The sequence below is a fragment of the Streptomyces sp. NTD91 genome (assembly GCF_059510455.1).
Genome location: NZ_JCAJZW010000005.1, coordinates 39,447 through 57,341, shown reverse-complemented (window position 1 = coordinate 57,341; position 17,895 = coordinate 39,447). Strand labels below are relative to the sequence as shown.

Annotated in this window: 18 protein-coding genes and 1 tRNA gene; 5 read left to right on the top strand and 14 right to left on the bottom strand. The window is 71.0% G+C overall.

Annotated elements, in window-relative coordinates; genetic code table 11:
- Positions 1 to 33: 33 nt before the first annotated feature.
- A tRNA-Met gene (locus tag AC5WRT_RS07750) sits at positions 34 to 107 on the bottom strand.
- Positions 108 to 149: 42 nt separating this feature from the next.
- On the bottom strand, positions 150 to 3,056 hold the full coding sequence (locus tag AC5WRT_RS07745; protein ID WP_496093625.1) for a UPF0182 family membrane protein: 2,907 nt from the start codon (positions 3,054 to 3,056) through the stop codon (positions 150 to 152).
- A 163-nt stretch (positions 3,057 to 3,219) separates the two neighbouring features.
- On the opposite strand from AC5WRT_RS07745, the gene AC5WRT_RS07740 reads away from it, so the two are divergent.
- Positions 3,220 to 3,762, top strand: coding sequence for a PPA1309 family protein (locus tag AC5WRT_RS07740; RefSeq protein ID WP_496093601.1), 543 nt, complete (start codon positions 3,220 to 3,222; stop codon positions 3,760 to 3,762).
- A 96-nt stretch (positions 3,763 to 3,858) separates the two neighbouring features.
- Here the strand turns inward: AC5WRT_RS07740 and AC5WRT_RS07735 are convergent, their stop codons facing one another.
- The 4 genes from AC5WRT_RS07735 to AC5WRT_RS07720 form a co-directional block, all read right to left on the bottom strand.
- Complete coding sequence (locus tag AC5WRT_RS07735) at positions 3,859 to 4,956, bottom strand: YlbL family protein (protein ID WP_496093602.1); 1,098 nt, start codon at positions 4,954 to 4,956, stop codon at positions 3,859 to 3,861.
- Between the two features lie 50 nt (positions 4,957 to 5,006).
- Positions 5,007 to 5,180, bottom strand: a complete 174-nt coding sequence (locus AC5WRT_RS07730; protein WP_496093603.1) for a hypothetical protein — start codon at positions 5,178 to 5,180, stop codon at positions 5,007 to 5,009.
- Between the two features lie 183 nt (positions 5,181 to 5,363).
- Positions 5,364 to 5,822 (bottom strand): molybdenum cofactor biosynthesis protein MoaE, encoded by a 459-nt coding sequence (locus AC5WRT_RS07725; RefSeq protein ID WP_496093604.1) that lies wholly within the window; start codon positions 5,820 to 5,822, stop codon positions 5,364 to 5,366.
- A gap of 102 nt (positions 5,823 to 5,924) precedes the next feature.
- Positions 5,925 to 7,046: an SDR family oxidoreductase gene (locus AC5WRT_RS07720; RefSeq protein ID WP_496093605.1), complete on the bottom strand. Its 1,122-nt coding sequence runs from the start codon at positions 7,044 to 7,046 to the stop codon at positions 5,925 to 5,927.
- A gap of 192 nt (positions 7,047 to 7,238) precedes the next feature.
- On the opposite strand from AC5WRT_RS07720, the gene AC5WRT_RS07715 reads away from it, so the two are divergent.
- Both AC5WRT_RS07715 and AC5WRT_RS07710 read left to right on the top strand, forming a co-directional pair.
- Positions 7,239 to 8,696, top strand: a complete 1,458-nt coding sequence (locus tag AC5WRT_RS07715; RefSeq protein WP_496093606.1) for a zinc-dependent metalloprotease — start codon at positions 7,239 to 7,241, stop codon at positions 8,694 to 8,696.
- On the top strand, positions 8,693 to 9,208 hold the full coding sequence (locus tag AC5WRT_RS07710; RefSeq protein WP_496093607.1) for an NUDIX hydrolase: 516 nt from the start codon (positions 8,693 to 8,695) through the stop codon (positions 9,206 to 9,208). Before AC5WRT_RS07715 ends, AC5WRT_RS07710 begins: the two co-directional genes overlap by 4 nt.
- 56 nt (positions 9,209 to 9,264) lie before the next feature.
- Here the strand turns inward: AC5WRT_RS07710 and AC5WRT_RS07705 are convergent, their stop codons facing one another.
- From AC5WRT_RS07705 to AC5WRT_RS07690, 4 genes are all read right to left on the bottom strand, one after another.
- The gene (locus AC5WRT_RS07705) at positions 9,265 to 10,020 is read right to left on the bottom strand and encodes an AIM24 family protein (protein ID WP_496093608.1); all 756 of its coding nucleotides are present in this window, start codon (positions 10,018 to 10,020) and stop codon (positions 9,265 to 9,267) included.
- A gap of 17 nt (positions 10,021 to 10,037) precedes the next feature.
- Positions 10,038 to 10,718 (bottom strand): AIM24 family protein, encoded by a 681-nt coding sequence (locus AC5WRT_RS07700; protein WP_496093609.1) that lies wholly within the window; start codon positions 10,716 to 10,718, stop codon positions 10,038 to 10,040.
- An 11-nt stretch (positions 10,719 to 10,729) separates the two neighbouring features.
- Positions 10,730 to 12,481 carry a TerD family protein gene (locus tag AC5WRT_RS07695; RefSeq protein ID WP_496100037.1) on the bottom strand — a complete coding sequence of 584 codons (1,752 nt, stop codon included), beginning with the start codon at positions 12,479 to 12,481 and terminating at the stop codon, positions 10,730 to 10,732.
- Between the two features lie 130 nt (positions 12,482 to 12,611).
- A complete protein-coding gene (locus AC5WRT_RS07690) occupies positions 12,612 to 13,208 on the bottom strand; it encodes a M48 metallopeptidase family protein (protein WP_496093611.1) in 597 nt (198 codons plus the stop codon).
- A 331-nt stretch (positions 13,209 to 13,539) separates the two neighbouring features.
- Between AC5WRT_RS07690 and AC5WRT_RS07685 the strand changes: the two genes are divergently transcribed.
- Both AC5WRT_RS07685 and AC5WRT_RS07680 read left to right on the top strand, forming a co-directional pair.
- A complete protein-coding gene (locus tag AC5WRT_RS07685) occupies positions 13,540 to 14,751 on the top strand; it encodes a TOMM precursor leader peptide-binding protein (RefSeq protein WP_496093612.1) in 1,212 nt (403 codons plus the stop codon).
- Complete coding sequence (locus AC5WRT_RS07680; protein WP_496093613.1) at positions 14,744 to 16,168, top strand: ABC1 kinase family protein; 1,425 nt, start codon at positions 14,744 to 14,746, stop codon at positions 16,166 to 16,168. Before AC5WRT_RS07685 ends, AC5WRT_RS07680 begins: the two co-directional genes overlap by 8 nt.
- An 85-nt stretch (positions 16,169 to 16,253) precedes the next feature.
- Here the strand turns inward: AC5WRT_RS07680 and AC5WRT_RS07675 are convergent, their stop codons facing one another.
- The 4 genes from AC5WRT_RS07675 to AC5WRT_RS07660 form a co-directional block, all read right to left on the bottom strand.
- Positions 16,254 to 16,466 (bottom strand): hypothetical protein, encoded by a 213-nt coding sequence (locus AC5WRT_RS07675; protein WP_496098197.1) that lies wholly within the window; start codon positions 16,464 to 16,466, stop codon positions 16,254 to 16,256.
- A 137-nt stretch (positions 16,467 to 16,603) separates the two neighbouring features.
- Positions 16,604 to 16,927, bottom strand: coding sequence for a putative WhiB-interacting protein (locus AC5WRT_RS07670; protein ID WP_496098196.1), 324 nt, complete (start codon positions 16,925 to 16,927; stop codon positions 16,604 to 16,606).
- On the bottom strand, positions 16,924 to 17,292 hold the full coding sequence (locus AC5WRT_RS07665; protein ID WP_351799421.1) for a WhiB family transcriptional regulator: 369 nt from the start codon (positions 17,290 to 17,292) through the stop codon (positions 16,924 to 16,926). Before AC5WRT_RS07665 ends, AC5WRT_RS07670 begins: the two co-directional genes overlap by 4 nt.
- 172 nt (positions 17,293 to 17,464) lie before the next feature.
- Positions 17,465 to 17,785, bottom strand: a complete 321-nt coding sequence (locus AC5WRT_RS07660; protein ID WP_496098195.1) for a hypothetical protein — start codon at positions 17,783 to 17,785, stop codon at positions 17,465 to 17,467.
- Positions 17,786 to 17,895: the final 110 nt, after the last annotated feature.

Here is a 17,895-nt window from a genome sequence, read left to right as displayed (position 1 = left end):
CGGATCCCTTGGGATCCGGGCCTTCGACTGCAGTAGCGGGGACAGGATTTGAACCTGCGACCTCTGGGTTATGAGCCCAGCGAGCTACCGAGCTGCTCCACCCCGCGCCGTTGCCTGTCAACCGTATCACGGCGCCGGGGGGCTATTGATCAACTCTTGCGTCCTGACCCGTTCTTGCCGGCCTTGACCTCCGCGTCCTCGGCCCGCTTCAGCGCGGCCTGCAGGTCCTTCTGGGCCTTCGCGTACGCGGTCCAGTCCGGCCCGTTCGGCTCCTTGAGGGCCTGCTGGCCCGCGTCGAACGCCTTCTGGGCGTCGGCCAGGGCCTGTTGGGCGGACGGGTTGGCGGACGACGGCGGGTTGGTGGTGCCGGTGTCCGGTGGCGCGGTGGTCGAACCGTCCACGCCGAACACCTTGTTGAGGGCCTCGTCGAGGGTGTCCTCGAACGCCGTCTTGCCGTTGTAGGTGACCAGCACCTTGCCCAGCAACGGGTACTTCAGCTTGTTGCCGCCGAGGACGTAGACCGGCTCCGCGTACAGCAGTCCGCCGTCGAGCGGCACGGTCAGCAGGTTGCCGTACTCGACCTTGGAATGCCCCCGGGTGAGCAGGCTGATCGTCTCCGCGATGTCCGGCCGGGAGTTGAACTGGCTCTGCACCTGTCTGGGGCCGTCGGCCGTGGTGCTGGCCGGCAGTTTCAGGATTCTGATCTTGCCGTAGTCACGGGTGCCCGGGTCGGAGTCGACCGCCATGAACGCGCTGAGGTTGTCCCGTCCGTTCGGTGTGAACGTCGTCGTCAGCGAGAACGCCTGCTTGCTCTGGTCCGGCATCTTCATGCTCAGGTAGTACGGCGGCACCGCGCTGCCCGAGTCGTTGGTCGGGTCGTCGGGCACCTGCCAGACCTCGCTGCCGGTGAGGAACGTCTGCGCGTCCGTCACGTGGTAGCGGGTGAGCAGCTCGCGCTGGACCTTGAACAGGTCCTGCGGGTAGCGAAGATGGGCCAGTAGGTCCTTCGAGATGGCGCTCTTCGGCTGCACCGTGCCCGGGAACGCCTTCATCCAGGTCTTCAGCACGGGGTCCTGGGTGTCCCACTGGTACAGCCTGACCTCGCCGGTGTAGGCGTCGACGGTCGCCTTCACCGAGTTGCGGATGTAGTTGACCTGGTTCTGCTGGGCCACCACCGCGCGGTTGTTGTTCGCGGCGGTCAGCGAGTCGGCCGTCGTGTCGCCCAGGGTCGTACGGGAGGAGTACGGGTAGCCGTTCGACGTCGTGTACGCGTCGACGATCCACTGGATACGGCCGTCGACGACCGCCGGATAGGCGTCGCCGTCGATGGTCAGCCAGGGGGCGACCGCCTCCACGCGCTCCTTGGGCGTGCGGTTGTACAGGATCCGCGAGCCCTTGCCGATCGCGCCGGAGTAGAGGATCTGCGGTTCGTTGAACGCCACCGCGTACGCGGCCCGGTTGATCGGGTTGTCGAGGTTGACGCCGCTCCTGCCGGTGTAGCTGGTGGTCTTCTCGTCGCCGTTGTCCGCCGAGTAGTCGACCTCCTTCTGCGGCCCGCCGACGATCGAGTAGGTCGTGGTCTTCTCGCCGTAGTAGACGCGCTGCTGGTACGTTCCGAGGTCGCCCCTGGACGGCAGGTCCGACTCGGTGAACACCGGCTGGCCCTGGTCGTCGGCCTCGGTTCCCCTGGCGGCCACCACGCCGTAGCCGTGCGTGTAGCGGAAGTGGTCGTTGATCCAGTTGTTCTTCGGGACGCCGTCGAGGTTCAGCTCGCGCAGCCCGATGACCGTGTCCTGCTCCTTGGCGTCCCCGCCGTCCTTCGAGGGGTACCGGTCGACGTCCAGGTTGGTCGGGAAGGCGTAGTAGTTCTTCATCTGCTGCGCCTGCTGGAACGTCGGCGAGACGATGTTCGGGTCCATGATCCGGAGGCTCGCCGCGTCGTCCGCGTCGCCTCGCAGCTTGGTCTTGTCCGAGGTCGTGGACTTGCCGGCGTACTCGGTGACCTTGGTGTCGCCGATGCCGTACGCCTCGCGGGTGGCCGTGAGGTTCTTCTGGACGTACGGCGCTTCCTTCGCCTGCTCGTTGGGCTGGACCTGGAACTTCTGCACGATCGCCGGGTACAGCCCGCCGATCAGGATCGCCGAGAGGACCATCAGGCCGAAGCCGATGACCGGCAGCTGCCAGGTGCGCCGCCACAGCGTGGCGAAGAACAGCAGCGCGCAGATGACGGCGATGCAGAACAGGATCGTCTTCGCCGGCAGGTACGCGTTGGCGTCGACGTAGCGCAGGCCGGTCCATTCGCCCGTCGCCTTGAAGTCGCTGGACTTCACGGCCAGGCCGTACCGGTCGAGCCAGTAGGCGACGGCCTTGAGGGCGACGAAGAGGCCGAGCAGCACCGACAGATGCCCGGTCGCGGCGGCGGTGGCCCGCGCACCGGGGCTGGTGACCCGCAGCCCGCCGTACAGATAGTGCGTGAGCGCGGCGGCGATCAGGCACAGGATGGCGGTGGCGAAGCCGAAGCCGAGCAGAAAGCGGTACCAGGGCAGGTCGAAGGCGTAGAAGGATACGTCGAGGTGGAACTGGGGATCCTTCTGGTGGAAGGGCACGCCGTTGACCCACATCAGCCAGGTCCGCCACTGGCCGGCCGCGGAGGCGCCGGCGATCAGCCCGACGAGCGCGGTGACGGCGATCAGCAGCCACTTCTTGTACGGCGCGATGCTCATCCGGTAGCGGTCGAGGCTCTGCTGCTCCATGGACATGGCACTGAGCGGGGGCCGCAGGCGGTGCGCCAGCCAGACGTTGACCCCCACCGCGACCGCCATCAGCAGGCCGAAGACGACGAAGAGGCCGATCTTGGTCCACAGCGTGGTCGTGAACACGGACGAGTAGTGCACCGACCGGTACCACAGCCAGTCCGTCCAGAAGCCCGCGAACATGGTGAAGGCCATGCCGAGGACGGCGAGGACGCCCAGTGTCATGAGCAGGGTCCGTGCCCCCCGGGACGGGCGGCCCGCTCTGATCCGTGGCCCCGTCGGGCCTCCGCCGCGGTCCGGCATCTGGAAAGCCAAGGTGCGCACCTCGAAGTCGCTGTCGATCCGTCAGGCCCGACTGGTCGCGGGCCGGCCGTGGCCCCCCGTGATCGCGGACCCACACCTATGCAACTTACTCACGGTTTGCTCGGTTCCCGATTCCGGCCCTGAACGAGGCAGGATTGTGACCATGTCCAACACTCCCATGGCAGCGAGCCCGCTCACCCGGGCCGTACTCGAGATCGACGAGTACGTCTCCGGCCTCGGCTGGGACCAGCCCGCTCGCCTCTTCGCCCTTGTCGACACCGCACGGCTGCGGGCACAGGAACCCGCGCTCGCGGCCCAGCTGGGTCTCGAGGACGAGTCCGCGTCCTCCGGTCTCACCCCGATCGAGCAGGACGAGATCCCGACCGGCAAGCCGCTGGACGAGTTCCTCGGCACGATCGCCTGGCCCGACGCGGTGACCGGCTGCGCACTCTCCGTGGAGCGCCTGATGCTGCCACCGTCCGCCGAGGCGCAGGTCCCGCGGGATCTGAGCGAGGCGCAGCTGACCAAGTGGGTGGCCGAGCACCCCGAGCGCCAGGAGGTGCGCATGACGGTCGCGGTGCTGCGCGACGGCAGCCGCGACTCGGCACTGCGGCTGCGCGAGAAGGACAGCCCGACGGAGGTCCTGACCGGCCCGGACCTGGTGCCCGGCCTGGCCGAGGCCCTGACGGCGACGTTCGAGGACTGAGTCTTCGCGGTACGGCGACGGGGGCCCCTCGTGCTCGTGGGGCGCCCTCAGCCGTGGCACGGGTCCGCCGGGCAGCACACCCGCCGTGCGTGCCGCTCAGCCCTTGGTGGTGCACTGCGGCAGCGCCGCGGTGTTCCCGGTGCGGATGTCCTTCAGCGCGTCGAGCGCGTCCTTGATCGTCCCGACCTTGACCAGCCGCAGCCCGCTCGGGGTGTCCTTGGCCGCGGCCGCGCAGTTGTCGGCCGGCGTCAGGAAGTACTGGGCGCCCTTGTCGCGTGCGCCGACGGTCTTCATCTCGACGCCGCCGATCGGGCCGACGGTGCCGTTGTCGTCGATGGTGCCGGTGCCGGCGACGAACCTGCCGCCGGTCAGGCTGCCCGGGGTGAGCTTGTCGTAGATGCCGAGCGCGAACATCAGACCGGCGCTGGGGCCGCCGACGTCGGCGAGCTTGATGTCGATGGTGAACGGGAAGGTGTGGTCGGTGCCGGCGGAGATCCCGACGATGGCCCGCTTGGGCCCGCTGTCGTCGGACGTCTTCGTGGTCAGGGTGATGTCCCGGGTCGCGGTCGCCGTCCTGTGGGCCTTCTCGGCGGCGGCCTGCTCCCTGGCGGGGACGACGGTGAAGACGACGTTCTGTCCGGGCTTGTGCCTGGTGACGAGCTTGGCGACGTCGGCGGGCTGCTTGACGGCCGTGCCGTCGACCGCCTTGATCACGTCACCGGCGTGCAGCCGGCCCTCGGCGGGGGCGCCCTTGACGACGGTGGAGACGATCACCCAGGACTTCACCGGGATGCCCAGCTGCTTCAGGGCGGCGACCTTGGCGCTCTCCTGGGACTGGCTGAACTCCTCGGCGTTCTCCTGGGTGGACTGCTGCTCCGTCTTGCCGTCCGGGTAGAGCGTGTCGTGCGGCACGATCTTGGTGTCGGGGTCGAGCCATCCGTAGACCGCCTCCACCAGGTTCATGCGGAAATCCGCGCTGGTCACCCGGACGGTCGTCATGTTCAGATTGCCGTCGGTCGGGTACGTCCTGTGCCCGGAGATCTGCAGCACCGGCTCGCCGTCGTGGTCCGCCAGCGTGTTCACGGTCGGGCCGGGGGACATCTCCGCGTACGGCACGGGGATGAGCACTCCCGCGCACAGGAGCGCGATCAGCATCAGGGTGGAGGCGAGCATCGTCGCGGTGCGGCGTGGCATGCCACGACAGTACGGGACGCCTCTGTCAGCGCACCGTCAGGGCACCCACCTCACACGCCGCCGGCACCCGTGTGGGACCGCTCCATGGCCTCCCGGAACCGGGCATAACCGTCCAGCTCGGGGCCGTCGCCGCGCACCTTGCGAGTCCTGCTGGCCCAACTGCCCCACAGCCCGCCGCCGATCGCGGCCATGAGCGGGATCAGCAGCCAGACAAGCGCCCCCATGCCGGCCTCCCAACGCTGTGAGCGTCCGCAACTGACTGATGAGCAGATTAACCGTCCGCACTGACAACGCTCACGCGAGGGGGGCGGTTACGCAACACGGGGTCGTCCGTGTGCTCCAGGTGACGTACGCCAGAGGCTCCCACCGGCCTCCCGCGGTCCGGCCACCACCCCTCGACGAGGGTGCTAAGCGCCGACCCATTCCTCCGTACCATCCGAGAACTTCTGGTGCTTCCAGATGGGCACCTCGTGCTTGAGGTCGTCGATCAGCCTGCGGCAGGCGTCGAAGGCCTCGGCCCGGTGCGGACAGGCCACGGCGACGACCACCGCCAGATCCCCGACCCGGAGGTCCCCGACCCGGTGCAGGGCGGCCAGCGCCCGCACCGGATACTCGGCCGTCACCTTCTCGGCGACGCGCCGCATCTCGGCCTCGGCACTGGGGTGACAGGAGTAGCCGAGCGCGTCCACGTCCGCACCCCCGTCGTGGTTGCGCACGGTCCCCACGAACAGGGCGACGCCCCCGGCCGCGGCGTCCCCCACGGCCTGGAACACCTCGTCCACGGAGAGCGTGGTCTCCCGGACACCGATCAGCCTGATGGGATCCTGTGCCGCCTGCTCGCCGGGGTGCTCGCTCGTGTGTGCCATGCCCCCATCGTGCCGCACGCCCGTGACACCGGGGAATACGAGATTCACCAGGCAGCCGCGTGGCCGCTTTCGGAGCCTCCTACGACGTGGCCGCGCGGCGGCTCACACGCGGCGCCGGGCCTTGCGGGCCCGCCGTACGACGGCCGCCGCGCCCAGCAGAGCCACCGTCGCCCCCGCGGCACCGGCGGCCGTGGCGTCCTTGCGCCCCAGGCGGCGTCCGGCCACTGTGTGCCGCCCGGAGACCTCCTCCAGCAGCTCCGCGAGCACCTCCTCGTTGGTCCACCGCGGCCGCCACCCGGCGTCGTGCAACCGGCTCCCGCTGACCACCCAGGGGTACATCGTGTAGGCCAGGTCCCCCGCCGGGGACGGGGTGAGCCCGATCCGGTGCAGCCGGGCCGCCGCGCCGAGCGCGACCGCCGACGGCAGCTCCATCCGTCGGATCCCGCTCAGTTCCTCGACCTCCTCCTGCTCCAGCCACCCGTCACAGCCGACGGCGAGTTCCCCCTCGACCTTCTCCAGGACGGCGTACTCCAGCGCGCTGCACAGGTCCTCGACGTGGCAGAACTGCCACGCGGGCCGGGACCCGGCGACGACCAGCAGCCGCGGCGACTCGAAGTACCGGGTCAGCGCGGTGTCGGTGCCGCCGACCAGCACGGCGGGCCGTACGACGGTGACGTTCAGCCCCGGATGCGCCCGCGGCGCGCGCCGGGCCAGCCGCTCGATCTCCAGCAGGTCCCCCACCCCGGTGGCCTCGGCGGTCGCGCGCAGTTCGGCGTCCTCCGACAGGGGCAGCTCGTTGTCCGGCAGCGCGCCGTACACCGTCGCCGAGGTGCACAGCACGACCCGGTGCACGCCGGCCGCCGCCGCGGCGGTCAGGACGGTCTGCGTCCCCCGGACGTTGTAAGCGGTGCGGGCGGCCGGATCGGTCTCCAGATCGAGGTCGAGCGCGAGGTGGACGACCACGTCGGCGCCGCGCAGCTTGTCCGCGATGGCGGGGTCGCGCACGTCGAGGATGTGCCAGGTGGCGTCGGCGCACTCGCCGCGCCGCTCGTCGATGGCGACGACCTGCCTGATCTCCTCGGAGGCCGCGAGCCGCTCGGTGAGCAGGGCCCCGACACCGCGGGCGGCGCCGGTGACCGCGACGACGGGTCCGCGCACGCCGGGAGCCGCGGACGGGGTTGAGGGGTTTCGCGCTGCGCGAACCTGAGGGTCTGGGGAACTCACCGGGCGTCTCCAGCGGTTGTCTTCAATACGAGCGCGAGTGACGCGTACGTACCAGGTGCATCCATCCTGCCGCAGGCCTGCCGTGGGCGAAGCACCGAGGCCCGATCGGGTCCGGGTGTCTACGCTGGGTGGTGTTGTCGGGCAGCCGCGCCGCCGGAGACAGACCGGCGGCCTTACCAGCCGAGGATTCCCGTGAGTGACACCCCATTCGGTTTCGGCCTTCCGCCGGAGGAGCCGGAGGACGGCGACGAGGGCAAGAAGAAGGACCAGCAGAGCGGTGGTGGGCAGGGACCGGCCAACCCGTTCGGCTTCGGCGGCCTGCCCGGAGCCGGAGGCTTTGGCGGCCCCGGCGCCGACAATCCGCTCGCAGCGATGTTCGGGTCGCTGAATCCCACGGATCTGGGCGCCGCGTTCCAGCAGCTGGGTCAGATGCTCTCCTACGAGGGGGGCCCGGTGAACTGGGACATGGCCAAGCAGATCGCCCGCCAGACGGTCGCCCAGGGCACCCCGGACGGCACGAAGGACGCGAGCGTGGGCCCGGCCGACCGCAGGGCGGTCGAGGAGGCCGTCCGCCTGGCCGACCTGTGGCTGGACGACGCGACGTCCCTGCCGTCGGGCTCCGGCTCGGCGGTGGCCTGGTCCCGCGCGGAGTGGGTCGAGGCGACCCTGCCCGCCTGGCAGGAGCTGGTCGACCCGGTCGCCGAGCGGGTCGGCGCCGCCATGGGCGACGTCCTGCCGGAGGAGATGCAGGCCATGGCGGGCCCGCTGATCGGCATGATGCGCTCGATGGGCGGCGCCATGTTCGGCACGCAGATCGGGCAGGCCGTCGGCGTGCTCGCGGGCGAGGTCGTCGGCTCCACCGACATCGGCCTGCCGCTCGGCCCGGCCGGCAAGGCCGCGCTGCTGCCGGCCAACGTGGAGGCCTTCGGCAAGGACCTCGGCGTGCCGCAGGAGGAGGTCCGGCTGTACCTGGCGCTGCGCGAGGCCGCCCACCAGCGCCTGTTCGCGCATGTGCCGTGGCTGCGCTCGCACCTGTTCGGCGCGGTCGACGGGTACGCGCGCGGGATCAAGGTCGACACGGCCAAGCTGGAGGACGTGGTCGGCCAGTTCGACCCGCAGAACCCCGAGCAGCTGCAGGACGCGCTCCAGCAGGGCATGTTCCAGCCGGAGGACACGCCCGAGCAGAAGGCCGCCCTGGCCCGTCTGGAGACCGCTCTGGCCCTCGTCGAGGGCTGGGTGGACGCGGTCGTCCACGCGGCCGCGAAGCCGCGCCTGGCGTCCGCCGACGCGCTGCGCGAGACGCTGCGCCGCCGACGTGCGACGGGCGGCCCGGCCGAGCAGACGTTCGCCACGCTGATCGGCCTGGAGCTGCGCCCGCGCCGGCTGCGCGACGCCTCCCGCCTGTGGGCCTCGCTCACGGACGCGCGCGGCGTCGACGGCCGGGACGGTCTGTGGGCCCACCCGGACATGCTGCCGACGGCGACCGACCTGGACGACCCGGACGGCTTCGTGCACCGCGAGCAACTGGACTTCTCCGAGCTGGACAAGATGCTCGGCGAGGCCGCAGGCGGTCACCGGGGCAAGCCGGACCTGCGCAAGAAGGACGACGGCGAGGCCGAGACCGACGACAAGGACGGCGACACCGAGTGAGCCTCCACGACGACGCGGTCCTCGTGCTGAAGGAGTACGGGGACCAGGAAGAGCTGCGCCAGGCCTACCTGGACCACCTTCAGGCGCACCCGGACGGCCTGTGGAAGGCCTGCCGGGCCGGACACATCACGGCGAGCGCTCTGGTGGTCGACCCGGAGCGCGGGCGGGTGCTGCTGACCCTGCACAAGAAGATCCGGATGTGGCTGCAGATGGGTGGCCACTGCGAGCCGGCCGACGCCACACTGGCGGACGCCGCGCTGCGCGAGGCGACGGAGGAGTCGGGCATCGCGGGGCTGACGCTGCTGCGCGGCGGCCCGGTGCGCCTGGACCGCCATCACACGCCCTGCGCCTGGCACCTGGACGTGCAGTACGCCGCCGTCGCACCGGACGGCGCCGTGGAGGCGATCAGTGACGAATCTCTCGACCTGCGCTGGTTCACCTACGACGAGGTGGCCGGTGTGGCCGACGAGTCGGTCGTACGGCTGCTGGCGGCCACCCGCGCCAGGCTCTGAACGGGCGAGGGGCGATCGTCTTCGAGGTCGCCCCTCGCGTTCACCCCACCTGCCGCTCAGTTCCAGACGTTGCCCTGGTTCTGCCCGCGGGCCCCGTGCTGCCCCATGCCGAACTGCGCGGCGAGGCCCTGCCCGATCACCGCGTTCTGCGGCGGCAGAAGCTCGCTGGGCTGGACGAGCGCGAACCCCGAGCCCATGAAGCTCAGCTCCCAGCCCTCACCGGTGTTGCCGCGCCGGCGCCACACCCCGGAGGAGTGCGTCTGGGCCTGCATCTGTACGCGCAGTCCGGTCGACCAGGCGACGATCGCGTCCGCGTCGCAGTTGACGTACTTGTCGGGCGTGACCTGCATCAACAGCGGCGCGCCCGAGGTCATCAGGGCGACTTTGCCGCGCCCTGTGATGTTCAGCTGGTACTTCCCCGAGCCGGAGATGCCGTAGAGGCTGTCGACGGCGACGACCTCGTAGTGCAGCGAGGAGTCCATGGCGAGGACGTAGGAGCTGTCGACGGTCAGCCCGTCCTGCTCGACGTCCATGATGTGCACGTGCTGGGCCAGGTTGGCGAGGTACACCGTGCCCTGCCCGTGACAGCGCATCAGGTCCAGGCCCTCGCCGGTGTACGCACGCGCGCGTGCCTGGTCGTTGCTGCGGTACTCGGCGTCGAACTCGACCAGGCCCTGGTAGGCGACCATCGTGCCCTTGCGGGCGAGGATGTCGTCGTGCCCCTCCAGGGTGACCCGGAGCAACTGCTGGTTCTGCAACGCCCAGCGCTCCTGCGTCCGGACGTCGTTGTGCGCGAAAAGCGGACTCTGCATGGCTTCCTGACTTCCCCTCAGCCCCGGACCCGGAGACGGTCGGTGCTGTCCTCGCTGGGCTGGACGACGACGATGCCCTGGCCGGAGAAGGCCATCTGGTAGGCCTCTCCGCTGCCCCGGCCGATCAGCGACTGCGCCTTGAAGCTGCGCTTGCCCTTCACCTTGAGGTTGGGCGACCACGCGACGAGCGCGTCCGGGTCGACGTACGTCTCGTCCTCGCCGCCGCCGCAGTCGACGACGATCGGCGTGCCCCGGGAGGTCAGCGCGACCCATCCCTGCCCGGAGATCTTCGTGTTCCACAGGCCCTGACCGGCGAACTTGGCGAGCCCCTTCACACGCTCCACGCCCCAGGCGAGGTGCGCGTCGAAGGCGAGCAGATTGGTGGCGTTGACGGAGATCCCGTCGCCGTTGAGGTTGATCACGACGACGTCGGCGCCGTAGTCGGCGAGGTAGAGCAGGCCGTCGCCGGAGCACTTCATCAGGGGCGCGCCCTCGCCGGTGATCCAGTCGCGCGCGATCTGGCGGACGGCCGGCGGGTTGGGCTCGTACTGGACGAAGCCTTCGTAGGCGACCATCGAGCCCACGCGCGCGAGGAGGTCGTTCCCGGTCTGCATGGCGACCTTCAGCATGTGGCTGCCGTGGTTCTCCATGCGGGCGGTGACGGGGGCGGGGGCGAAGCCCGCGAGCGGCTGGTTCATGACGGGCTCCCTCAGACCTCGTACGGCTGGACGACGATGAAGTTGCCGGGAGCGCCCCGGAACTGGAGGTTGACGCTCTCGCCGGTGTCGCCCGGGTAGGCGTTGCGGCGCATGCGGACCTGGCTGGAGACGATCACCTGGGAGGCGGCCGACCAGGCCACGACGGCGTTGCAGTCGGCGAAGGTCGTCGGCGTGACCGGCAGCACCACGGGTGTGCCGTGCGTCTTGACGACGATCGTGCCGGTGCCCTGGAACTGCATGGTGAACAGCGCGCCGCCGGGGATGCCGTGCCCCTCGATACGGCGGACCTCGTACTGAAGGCCCTCGTCGAAGGCGAGGACGTTCTCCGCGGACACGCAGATCGCGTCGCCCTGCAGCTCCACGGGGTGCAGATGGGTGGAGTTCTCGGCGAGGAACACCTGGCCGTTGCCGGTGCAGCGCATCAACTGCATCTCCTGGCCGGTGGCGTTGCCGACGATCCGCCCGGCGAAGCCGGCACCCTTGTAGGCGAAGTCGACCTTGCCCTGGTAGAGCACCATGCTGCCCTGCTTGGCCAGCACCGGCTGCCCGCCGATGCCGAGGTCGACGCGGATGAGCTTCTTGTTCTGCTGCGTCCAGCGCTGTCCGGTCGGCGTCTCCTTGTACATCTGCAGCGCGGCCGTGACCCCGGCACCGCCCTGCGGGGTGCCCTGCGGCACTGCGTAGGCATCGGGCCGGCCGGACATCTGCCCGTAGCCCGGCGGCATGGGCGCGGAGGGCCGGCCGCCGTAGGAGGGCGGCTGCTGGCCGTGGCCGGGCGGCATCGGCGCGGCCGGGCCGCCGTAGGACTGCTGCTGGGGCGGCTGACCGTACGGCTGCCGGGGCGGCTGACCGCCGTACTGCGGCTGGTCGTACGGCGCGGGGGCCGGGGCCGGCGGCGGGACGGTGGCGCCGGCGGACGGGATCATGGGGGCGATGACCGTCGGCGCGGCGTGCACGTTCGGCGCGGGTGCGGGAGCCGGCGGCGGCATCTGGCCGGGGGGCGTGAAGCCCTGCGGGGGCGTGGCTCCGGACGGCGGGGGGAAGCCCTGTGCGGCGGGCTGCGGCACGGGGGCCGCAGTGGGCGCGGGAGCCGACGGAGCAGGGGCGGGAGGGGCCGGGGCGGCGAACGGGGGCGGGGTCGTGGCCTGGGCGGGTGGCGCGAAGCCGGGGGCGGCACCGGACTGCGGCTGCTGCGCGGCGACAGGTGCCTCCTCCTCCAGCACCTCGCCGCCGAAGTTCTTCAGCAGCGCCTCCAGTCCGCCGTCGAAGCCCTGTCCGACGGCCGCGAACCGCCACACGTCCTTCAGGTAGATGTCGCCGAGCATCACGGCGCGCTCGGTGGAGAACTCGGCGCCAGTGAACGCGTAGCGCGCGACCTCCTCACCGCCCGCCACGATGCGCAGGTAGCCGGGGGCGATCTGCGACATCTGCCCGTCGCCGTCGACGGTCGCAGTGAAGGACAGCTTGCGGATGTGCGACGGGATCCGGTCCAACGTGACCCGGAACGACTCGGTGTCGCCCGCCTGCGCGCCGAGCAGCTGGATGGACTCCTCCGGGGACTTCGGCTGGTTGAAGAACACGAAGTACCGGTCGTCCGAGAGGCGCTCGTCGGCGTCCAGACCGAAGCAGCTGATGTCGAAGGTCAGCCCGGGGGCGGAGATCTGCACGCCTACGTACAGATCCGTGCCCGCCGTGAGGTCACTGATCCTGGCCTTGTGGCCGCGTTGGAATTCCCTGGCCATGCGTAACGACCGTCCCCCATCCCGAATGTGAGTTGCGTCGCGCCAGGCTAACGGCTCGGTCCGGGATCGGACGCAACCGGTACAGACCCGGTACACAACCGCGTCCGGAGACGGACCGAGGGCACACGGCTCACTGTCTGCGCGCCCCGGGCACATGCGGCAGCCGCTCCGCCGCGACGACCCCTTCGAGGTAGCCGCGGGCCCGCTCCGTACGCGGGTACGTCTCCAGCAGCCGCCAGAAGTCCGGCCCGTGGCCGGGGACCAGGAGATGGGCCAGCTCATGGCAGAGGACGTAGTCGACGACGTACTCGGGCATCCCCTGCAGCCGGTGCGACAGCCGGATGCTGCCCTCGGCCGGGGTGCACGAACCCCAGCGGGTGTTCTGGTTGGTGACCCAGCGCACGGAGGCGGGCCGGGCCCGGCCGTCGAAGTACTGCGCCGACAGCCGCTCGGCACGCTCGGCCAGCTCGGCGTCGCCGAGCACCCGCCTGCTCTCCTGGGCGGCGAGTTTGTCGAGCATGACGGTGATCCAGCGCTGCTCCTCCGCCTTCGACATCCGGGCGGGGATCAGTACGACGGTGCGATCGCCCTCGCGGTACGCGGAGACCGTCCGGCGGCGCCGGGCACTCCTGCGGACCTCGATCGCGCTCGCCCCCGAGCCGCCGGGCGGCTGGCTCGTCGTGCTGCGCTGTGTCTCTCCGGCGCGGTGCAGTGGGTCGGCGGGCACGCCCCGACGTTACCCGCTGGGCACGGCCGAAGTCCCGGCTCCGGAACGGTTGGATGCCAATCCCCACCGTGCGTTTGATTCCTATGATTCCTACGACCGATCCGCACATCCGGTTTATCCGGTTCACCGGGTTCCGTGCGGGCCCTTCGACCGCTTCACCCCGGCAGGTTGTACGACCATCACCCCCAGCCTGTGGACAACTCTCGGCGCCGGCCCCCTGCACACGGCATGCTGGCAGGCGTCGGCGGAACATGACCGGTTCCACCGGCGAAGCGACGTTCCGGACGCTCCAGGTGGTCCGGGATGCTTTCCATCGATACGGGGGCCCCTCATGCATCCGGTGGTGAAACCCGCGCTGCGGCGCGGCTGGCGTGATCGCGACACCGTCCAGTTCGGGATGACGCCCGCGCACGCACTGACACTGGGACCGATGGACCCGGCGACGCGCGACGTCCTGGACCTGCTCAACGGCACCCGCGGGCTGCCGCTGCTCCGCGAGGAAGGCCGCCGCATGAACCTCCCGGCCGGCCAGGTCGACACCCTGCTGGCACGGCTGACCCGGGCAGGCCTGATCGACGACGCACGCGGCGGCGGACCGGCCGCAGACGCGCTGCGCCAGAAGACAGAGGTCCTGCGGCGGCTGCGTCCCGACCTCGCCGCACTGTCCCTGACCACGGCCGAGCCGGGCGGCGCGCTCGCCCGGCTCGCCGCCCGCCGCGCCCTGCGCGTGCAGGTACGGGGCGCGGGACGGGTCGGCGCGATCCTGGCCTCGGCGCTGTCGGGCGCCGGGGTCGGCGAGGTCGACGTGCGCGACAGCGGACGCGTGGAGCCGTGGGACGTGGCGCCGGGCGGGCTGCCCGCCGAGTCGGTCGGCGAACGCCGGGACACCGCCGCGCGGGCCGCCGTACGCCGCGCGGCACCCGACCGCCCACCGCGCCACGCCCACTCCCCCGGATCCGGCACCCGGGACCCCGGACACGCCCTGGTGATCCTCACGCCCCGGGACGACGTGGCCGTGCACGCCCCCGACCCGGCCGACGCCGAGCCGCTCGTGGCCTCCGGCACGCCTCATCTGTACGCCGGCGTCGTCGAGGGCACCGGTGTCGTCGGACCGCTCGTCCTGCCCGGGGAAACCGGCTGCGCCGGCTGCCTGCACCTGGACCGCACGGACCGGGATCCGGTGTGGCCGCGACTGACCGCCCAGTGGAGGTGCGCCAGGGCCCGCCGGGTGGGGGCCTGCGATCTGACGCTGGCCACGGCGGTCGCCGGGCTGGCCGCGGCACACGCGCTCGCCTTCCTCGACGGGCGGTCGCCGTCCAGCACCGGCATCCGCTGGGAGGTCTCCGCACCCGCTCTGGACTGGCAGACCCGACCGGTTCGGCCGCATCCGGCATGCGGGTGCGGCGCTGCGGACAGACCTAAAGAGGAGCACTCCTCAACCGACGGCTCGGCACGCGCGACAATGGCGGTGCGACGACCGTCGACGGAGCGACGCACAGCGGGCGCGGCGCGGCCGACTGTGACTTGGAGGGCGCATGTCTGATCTTCCCCGGAAGGCGGTCACCCGTACCGCCAAGCTCGCCGCGCTCCCGCTCGGCTTCGCAGGCCGGGCCACCTGGGGGCTGGGCAAGCGGATCGTGGGCGAGTCCGCGGAGATCGTCGGCCGGGAACTGCAACAACGCACGGCGGAGCAGCTGTTCAAGGTGCTGGGCGAGCTGAAGGGGGGTGCGATGAAGTTCGGGCAGGCCCTGTCCGTCTTCGAGTCCGCGCTGCCCGAGGAGGTCGCCGGCCCCTATCGCGCCGCCCTGACCAAGCTCCAGGAGGCGGCCCCGCCGATGCCGACCCGCACGGTGCACGGGGTGCTCGAGGAGCGGCTGGGTCCGGACTGGCGCGACCTGTTCGAGGAGTTCGAGGACAAGCCGGCCGCCGCCGCCTCGATCGGGCAGGTGCACCGGGCCGTGTGGCACGACGGCCGGGAGGTGGCGGTCAAGGTGCAGTACCCGGGCGCCGGCGAGGCCCTGCTCTCCGACCTCGGGCAACTCAGTCGGTTCGCACGCCTGCTGGGACCGCTGATTCCCGGCATGGACATCAAGCCGCTCATCGCGGAGCTGAGGGACCGGGTCTCCGAGGAACTCGACTACGACCTGGAGGCCCAGGCCCAGACCGCGCACGCGGAGGAGTTCGCCGACGACCCGGACGTGGTGGTCCCGGCGGTGGTGCACCAGTGCGATCAGGTTCTGGTGACGGAGTGGATCGACGGCATCCCGCTGTCGGAGGTCATCTCGGACGGCACTCCCGAGCAGCGGGACCGCGCCGGCCAGCTCCTGGCCCGGTTCCTCTTCTCGGGCCCGGCCCGCACCGGCCTGCTGCACGCCGACCCGCATCCCGGAAACTTCCGGCTGCTGCCCGGCGGTCCGGCCGGCGAGGACGACTGGCGCCTGGGCGTCCTGGACTTCGGCACCGTCGACCGGCTGCCCGGCGGACTGCCGTTGCCGATCGGGGTCTCGTTGCGCATGACGCTGGACGGCGAGGCCGAGACGGTCTACGAACTCCTCTGCGAGGAGGGCTTCGTGAAGGAGTCCATAGAGCTGGATCCCGACGCGGTCCTCGACTACCTGCTGCCGATCATCGAACCGGCCCGCGTCGAGGCGTTCACCTTCAGCCGCGGCTGGATGCGCAACCAGGCCGCCCGCATCGCCGACCCACGCTCCCCCGCGTACCAGCTGGGCAAGCGGCTCAACCTGCCGCCGGCCTATCTGCTGATCCACCGGGTGACCCTGAGCACGATCGGCGTCCTGTGCCAGCTCGGTGCCACGGTACGCCTCCGCGAGGAGCTGGAGGAGTGGCTACCGGGTTTCGTCTCCGAGAGCACGGATGTCACGGAGGGCACGCAGGTCGGCGACGTCCCCGGCCTCACGGACGACGAGCTGCCCGAGGAGGAGTCCGCGGCGGAGGCGTGATCCGGGGTACGCGGGATCGGGTGACGCGGGGTCCTCGAAAGTGGGGAGGGGGCGGGGGGCGGGGGGGAGGCCGCCGAAAGGCTGCTCACCACCACGACGAGTCCAGCCGGCCCTCGATCGCCCTCAGGTTCTCCCTGGAGCAGGTGTCGCAGAAGTACTGGCGGACGCCGTTCTCCACGGAGCAGGTCCAGGTGGCGGGCGGGGGGCCGTCGGCGGGGGTGCCGCAGCGGGCGCACACATGGATGCGGCGCTCCGAGGTGGAGCCGCCCTGATCGCTTCCTCCGGGAAGACTCGTCACCTGGCGACAATAACTCCCTCGGCGGCCGATCGCCGTACAACGCACCGCGGGGGCCGGTCCGTTCGGCCGGACCGGCCCCCGCTCCAGAAGGCTTCGCCTCCCGGGCCGGGAGGCCACCGCTTCCGCAGGTGTGATCGTTACTGCATGACCGCCATGGCCAGCGCGCGCCGGGCGCGCAGCGAGGCGCGCTCGGCCCGGCGCTGCATCCTCTGGGCGACCGCCAGGCGCACGGCCCGGCGTTCCCTCCCAGCGGCATGGAGTCGCTCGTGCATATGCGCACGAGCCAGGGCTTCTTGCATGAGTTGCATCTCTCGGGTCCTGTTCTGGCGCGCTTCGGTCGCGCCGGTGGTGGTGACGTCTTCGGTCGCGGAGCCTGCGGGCTCGCTGGTGGACGGCTTCATCGGGGCCTGCTTCTGGGGGTCGTGCGTGAGGGGGCGGTCGATCGTTCCTGCGGTGTTCATGCCGTGACCGGGTTCTTCCGCGGGCGGCCACGCGGCCGCTTCCGGGCGACGACGACACCCTGGACGAACAGCTCGCCGCCCCAGACGCCCCAGGGCTCGCGCCGCTCCTTGGCGCCGGCGAGGCAGGCCTCGATCAGCGGGCAGGTGCGGCAGAGGGACTTGGCGTACTCGACGTCCGCGGGCGACTCCGCGAAGAAGACCTCCGGGTCGTAGGAGCGGCAGGGGACGGGTACGCCGAGGTTCTCGATGGCGTCGTCGAGCGCGGTGAGCGCGGTGAGGGGGATCAAGGTGGGGTCCTCCGTGAGGCCGGGCGGGGGGATCGTTTGCGAAGGCGGTACGGACGGGGCGTGCGCTTCGAGTTGCACGGTCTGTCTTCCTCGTCTGGTCGTTCCGGCCGGTTGACCGGGTGTCGGCTTGGTACCGGGTTCTTTTCTTGTCCCGAGGCCCCTTCGCTCCGTCGTCCCCGTTCGGGGAAAACAGAAGGGCCGCGGATCCCGGATGGGGTTCCGCGGCCCTGAAGGCGCCGGCCTGATCGGATCAGGCTGGATCACTCCAGGGTTCTGGCCCACGGAAGGCCCACATCAGGTGGTGCTGCGTCGTCTGCTTCCGGAATCCGGCACCGGCCGCCGCAAAGGCATAGGCCTGTGCCTGTGCCGCTACCGCTTCCAGTGCCTTGGTCGGTCGCTCATTGCGCTCACGGACGGGAAGGCCCGCGAGAGCGTGGGAGGACTCCGGACGGACGGCACGAATGCCGGACAGACCGGTGCCCTGGTGAGAGGCGCCGAGCATGCACAGGGAGACGGCCGAGCGATCGGTCAGTTTGGCCGTGCTGATGGTGCTGGTGTTGATGCTGATCACTGGACTCGCCTCCTCTCGGCGTCTCTGGGACTGGGGTGAGCCAGTCCGTTCGGATGTGCAAGTACATCACGGAACCAGGGCCTTGGAGAAGGCCGCTGCTTCCGTGCCTA

Coding starts and splice junctions, on each gene's coding strand:
- AC5WRT_RS07745 (WP_496093625.1), bottom strand. CDS start 3,056: ATGCCGGACCGCGGCGGAGGCCCGACGGGGCCACGGATCAGAGCGGGC.
- AC5WRT_RS07740 (WP_496093601.1), top strand. CDS start 3,220: ATGTCCAACACTCCCATGGCAGCGAGCCCGCTCACCCGGGCCGTACTC.
- AC5WRT_RS07735 (WP_496093602.1), bottom strand. CDS start 4,956: ATGCCACGCCGCACCGCGACGATGCTCGCCTCCACCCTGATGCTGATC.
- AC5WRT_RS07730 (WP_496093603.1), bottom strand. CDS start 5,180: ATGGGGGCGCTTGTCTGGCTGCTGATCCCGCTCATGGCCGCGATCGGC.
- AC5WRT_RS07725 (WP_496093604.1), bottom strand. CDS start 5,822: ATGGCACACACGAGCGAGCACCCCGGCGAGCAGGCGGCACAGGATCCC.
- AC5WRT_RS07705 (WP_496093608.1), bottom strand. CDS start 10,020: ATGCAGAGTCCGCTTTTCGCGCACAACGACGTCCGGACGCAGGAGCGC.
- AC5WRT_RS07700 (WP_496093609.1), bottom strand. CDS start 10,718: ATGAACCAGCCGCTCGCGGGCTTCGCCCCCGCCCCCGTCACCGCCCGC.
- AC5WRT_RS07695 (WP_496100037.1), bottom strand. CDS start 12,481: ATGGCCAGGGAATTCCAACGCGGCCACAAGGCCAGGATCAGTGACCTC.
- AC5WRT_RS07685 (WP_496093612.1), top strand. CDS start 13,540: ATGCATCCGGTGGTGAAACCCGCGCTGCGGCGCGGCTGGCGTGATCGC.
- AC5WRT_RS07680 (WP_496093613.1), top strand. CDS start 14,744: ATGTCTGATCTTCCCCGGAAGGCGGTCACCCGTACCGCCAAGCTCGCC.
- AC5WRT_RS07670 (WP_496098196.1), bottom strand. CDS start 16,927: ATGAACACCGCAGGAACGATCGACCGCCCCCTCACGCACGACCCCCAG.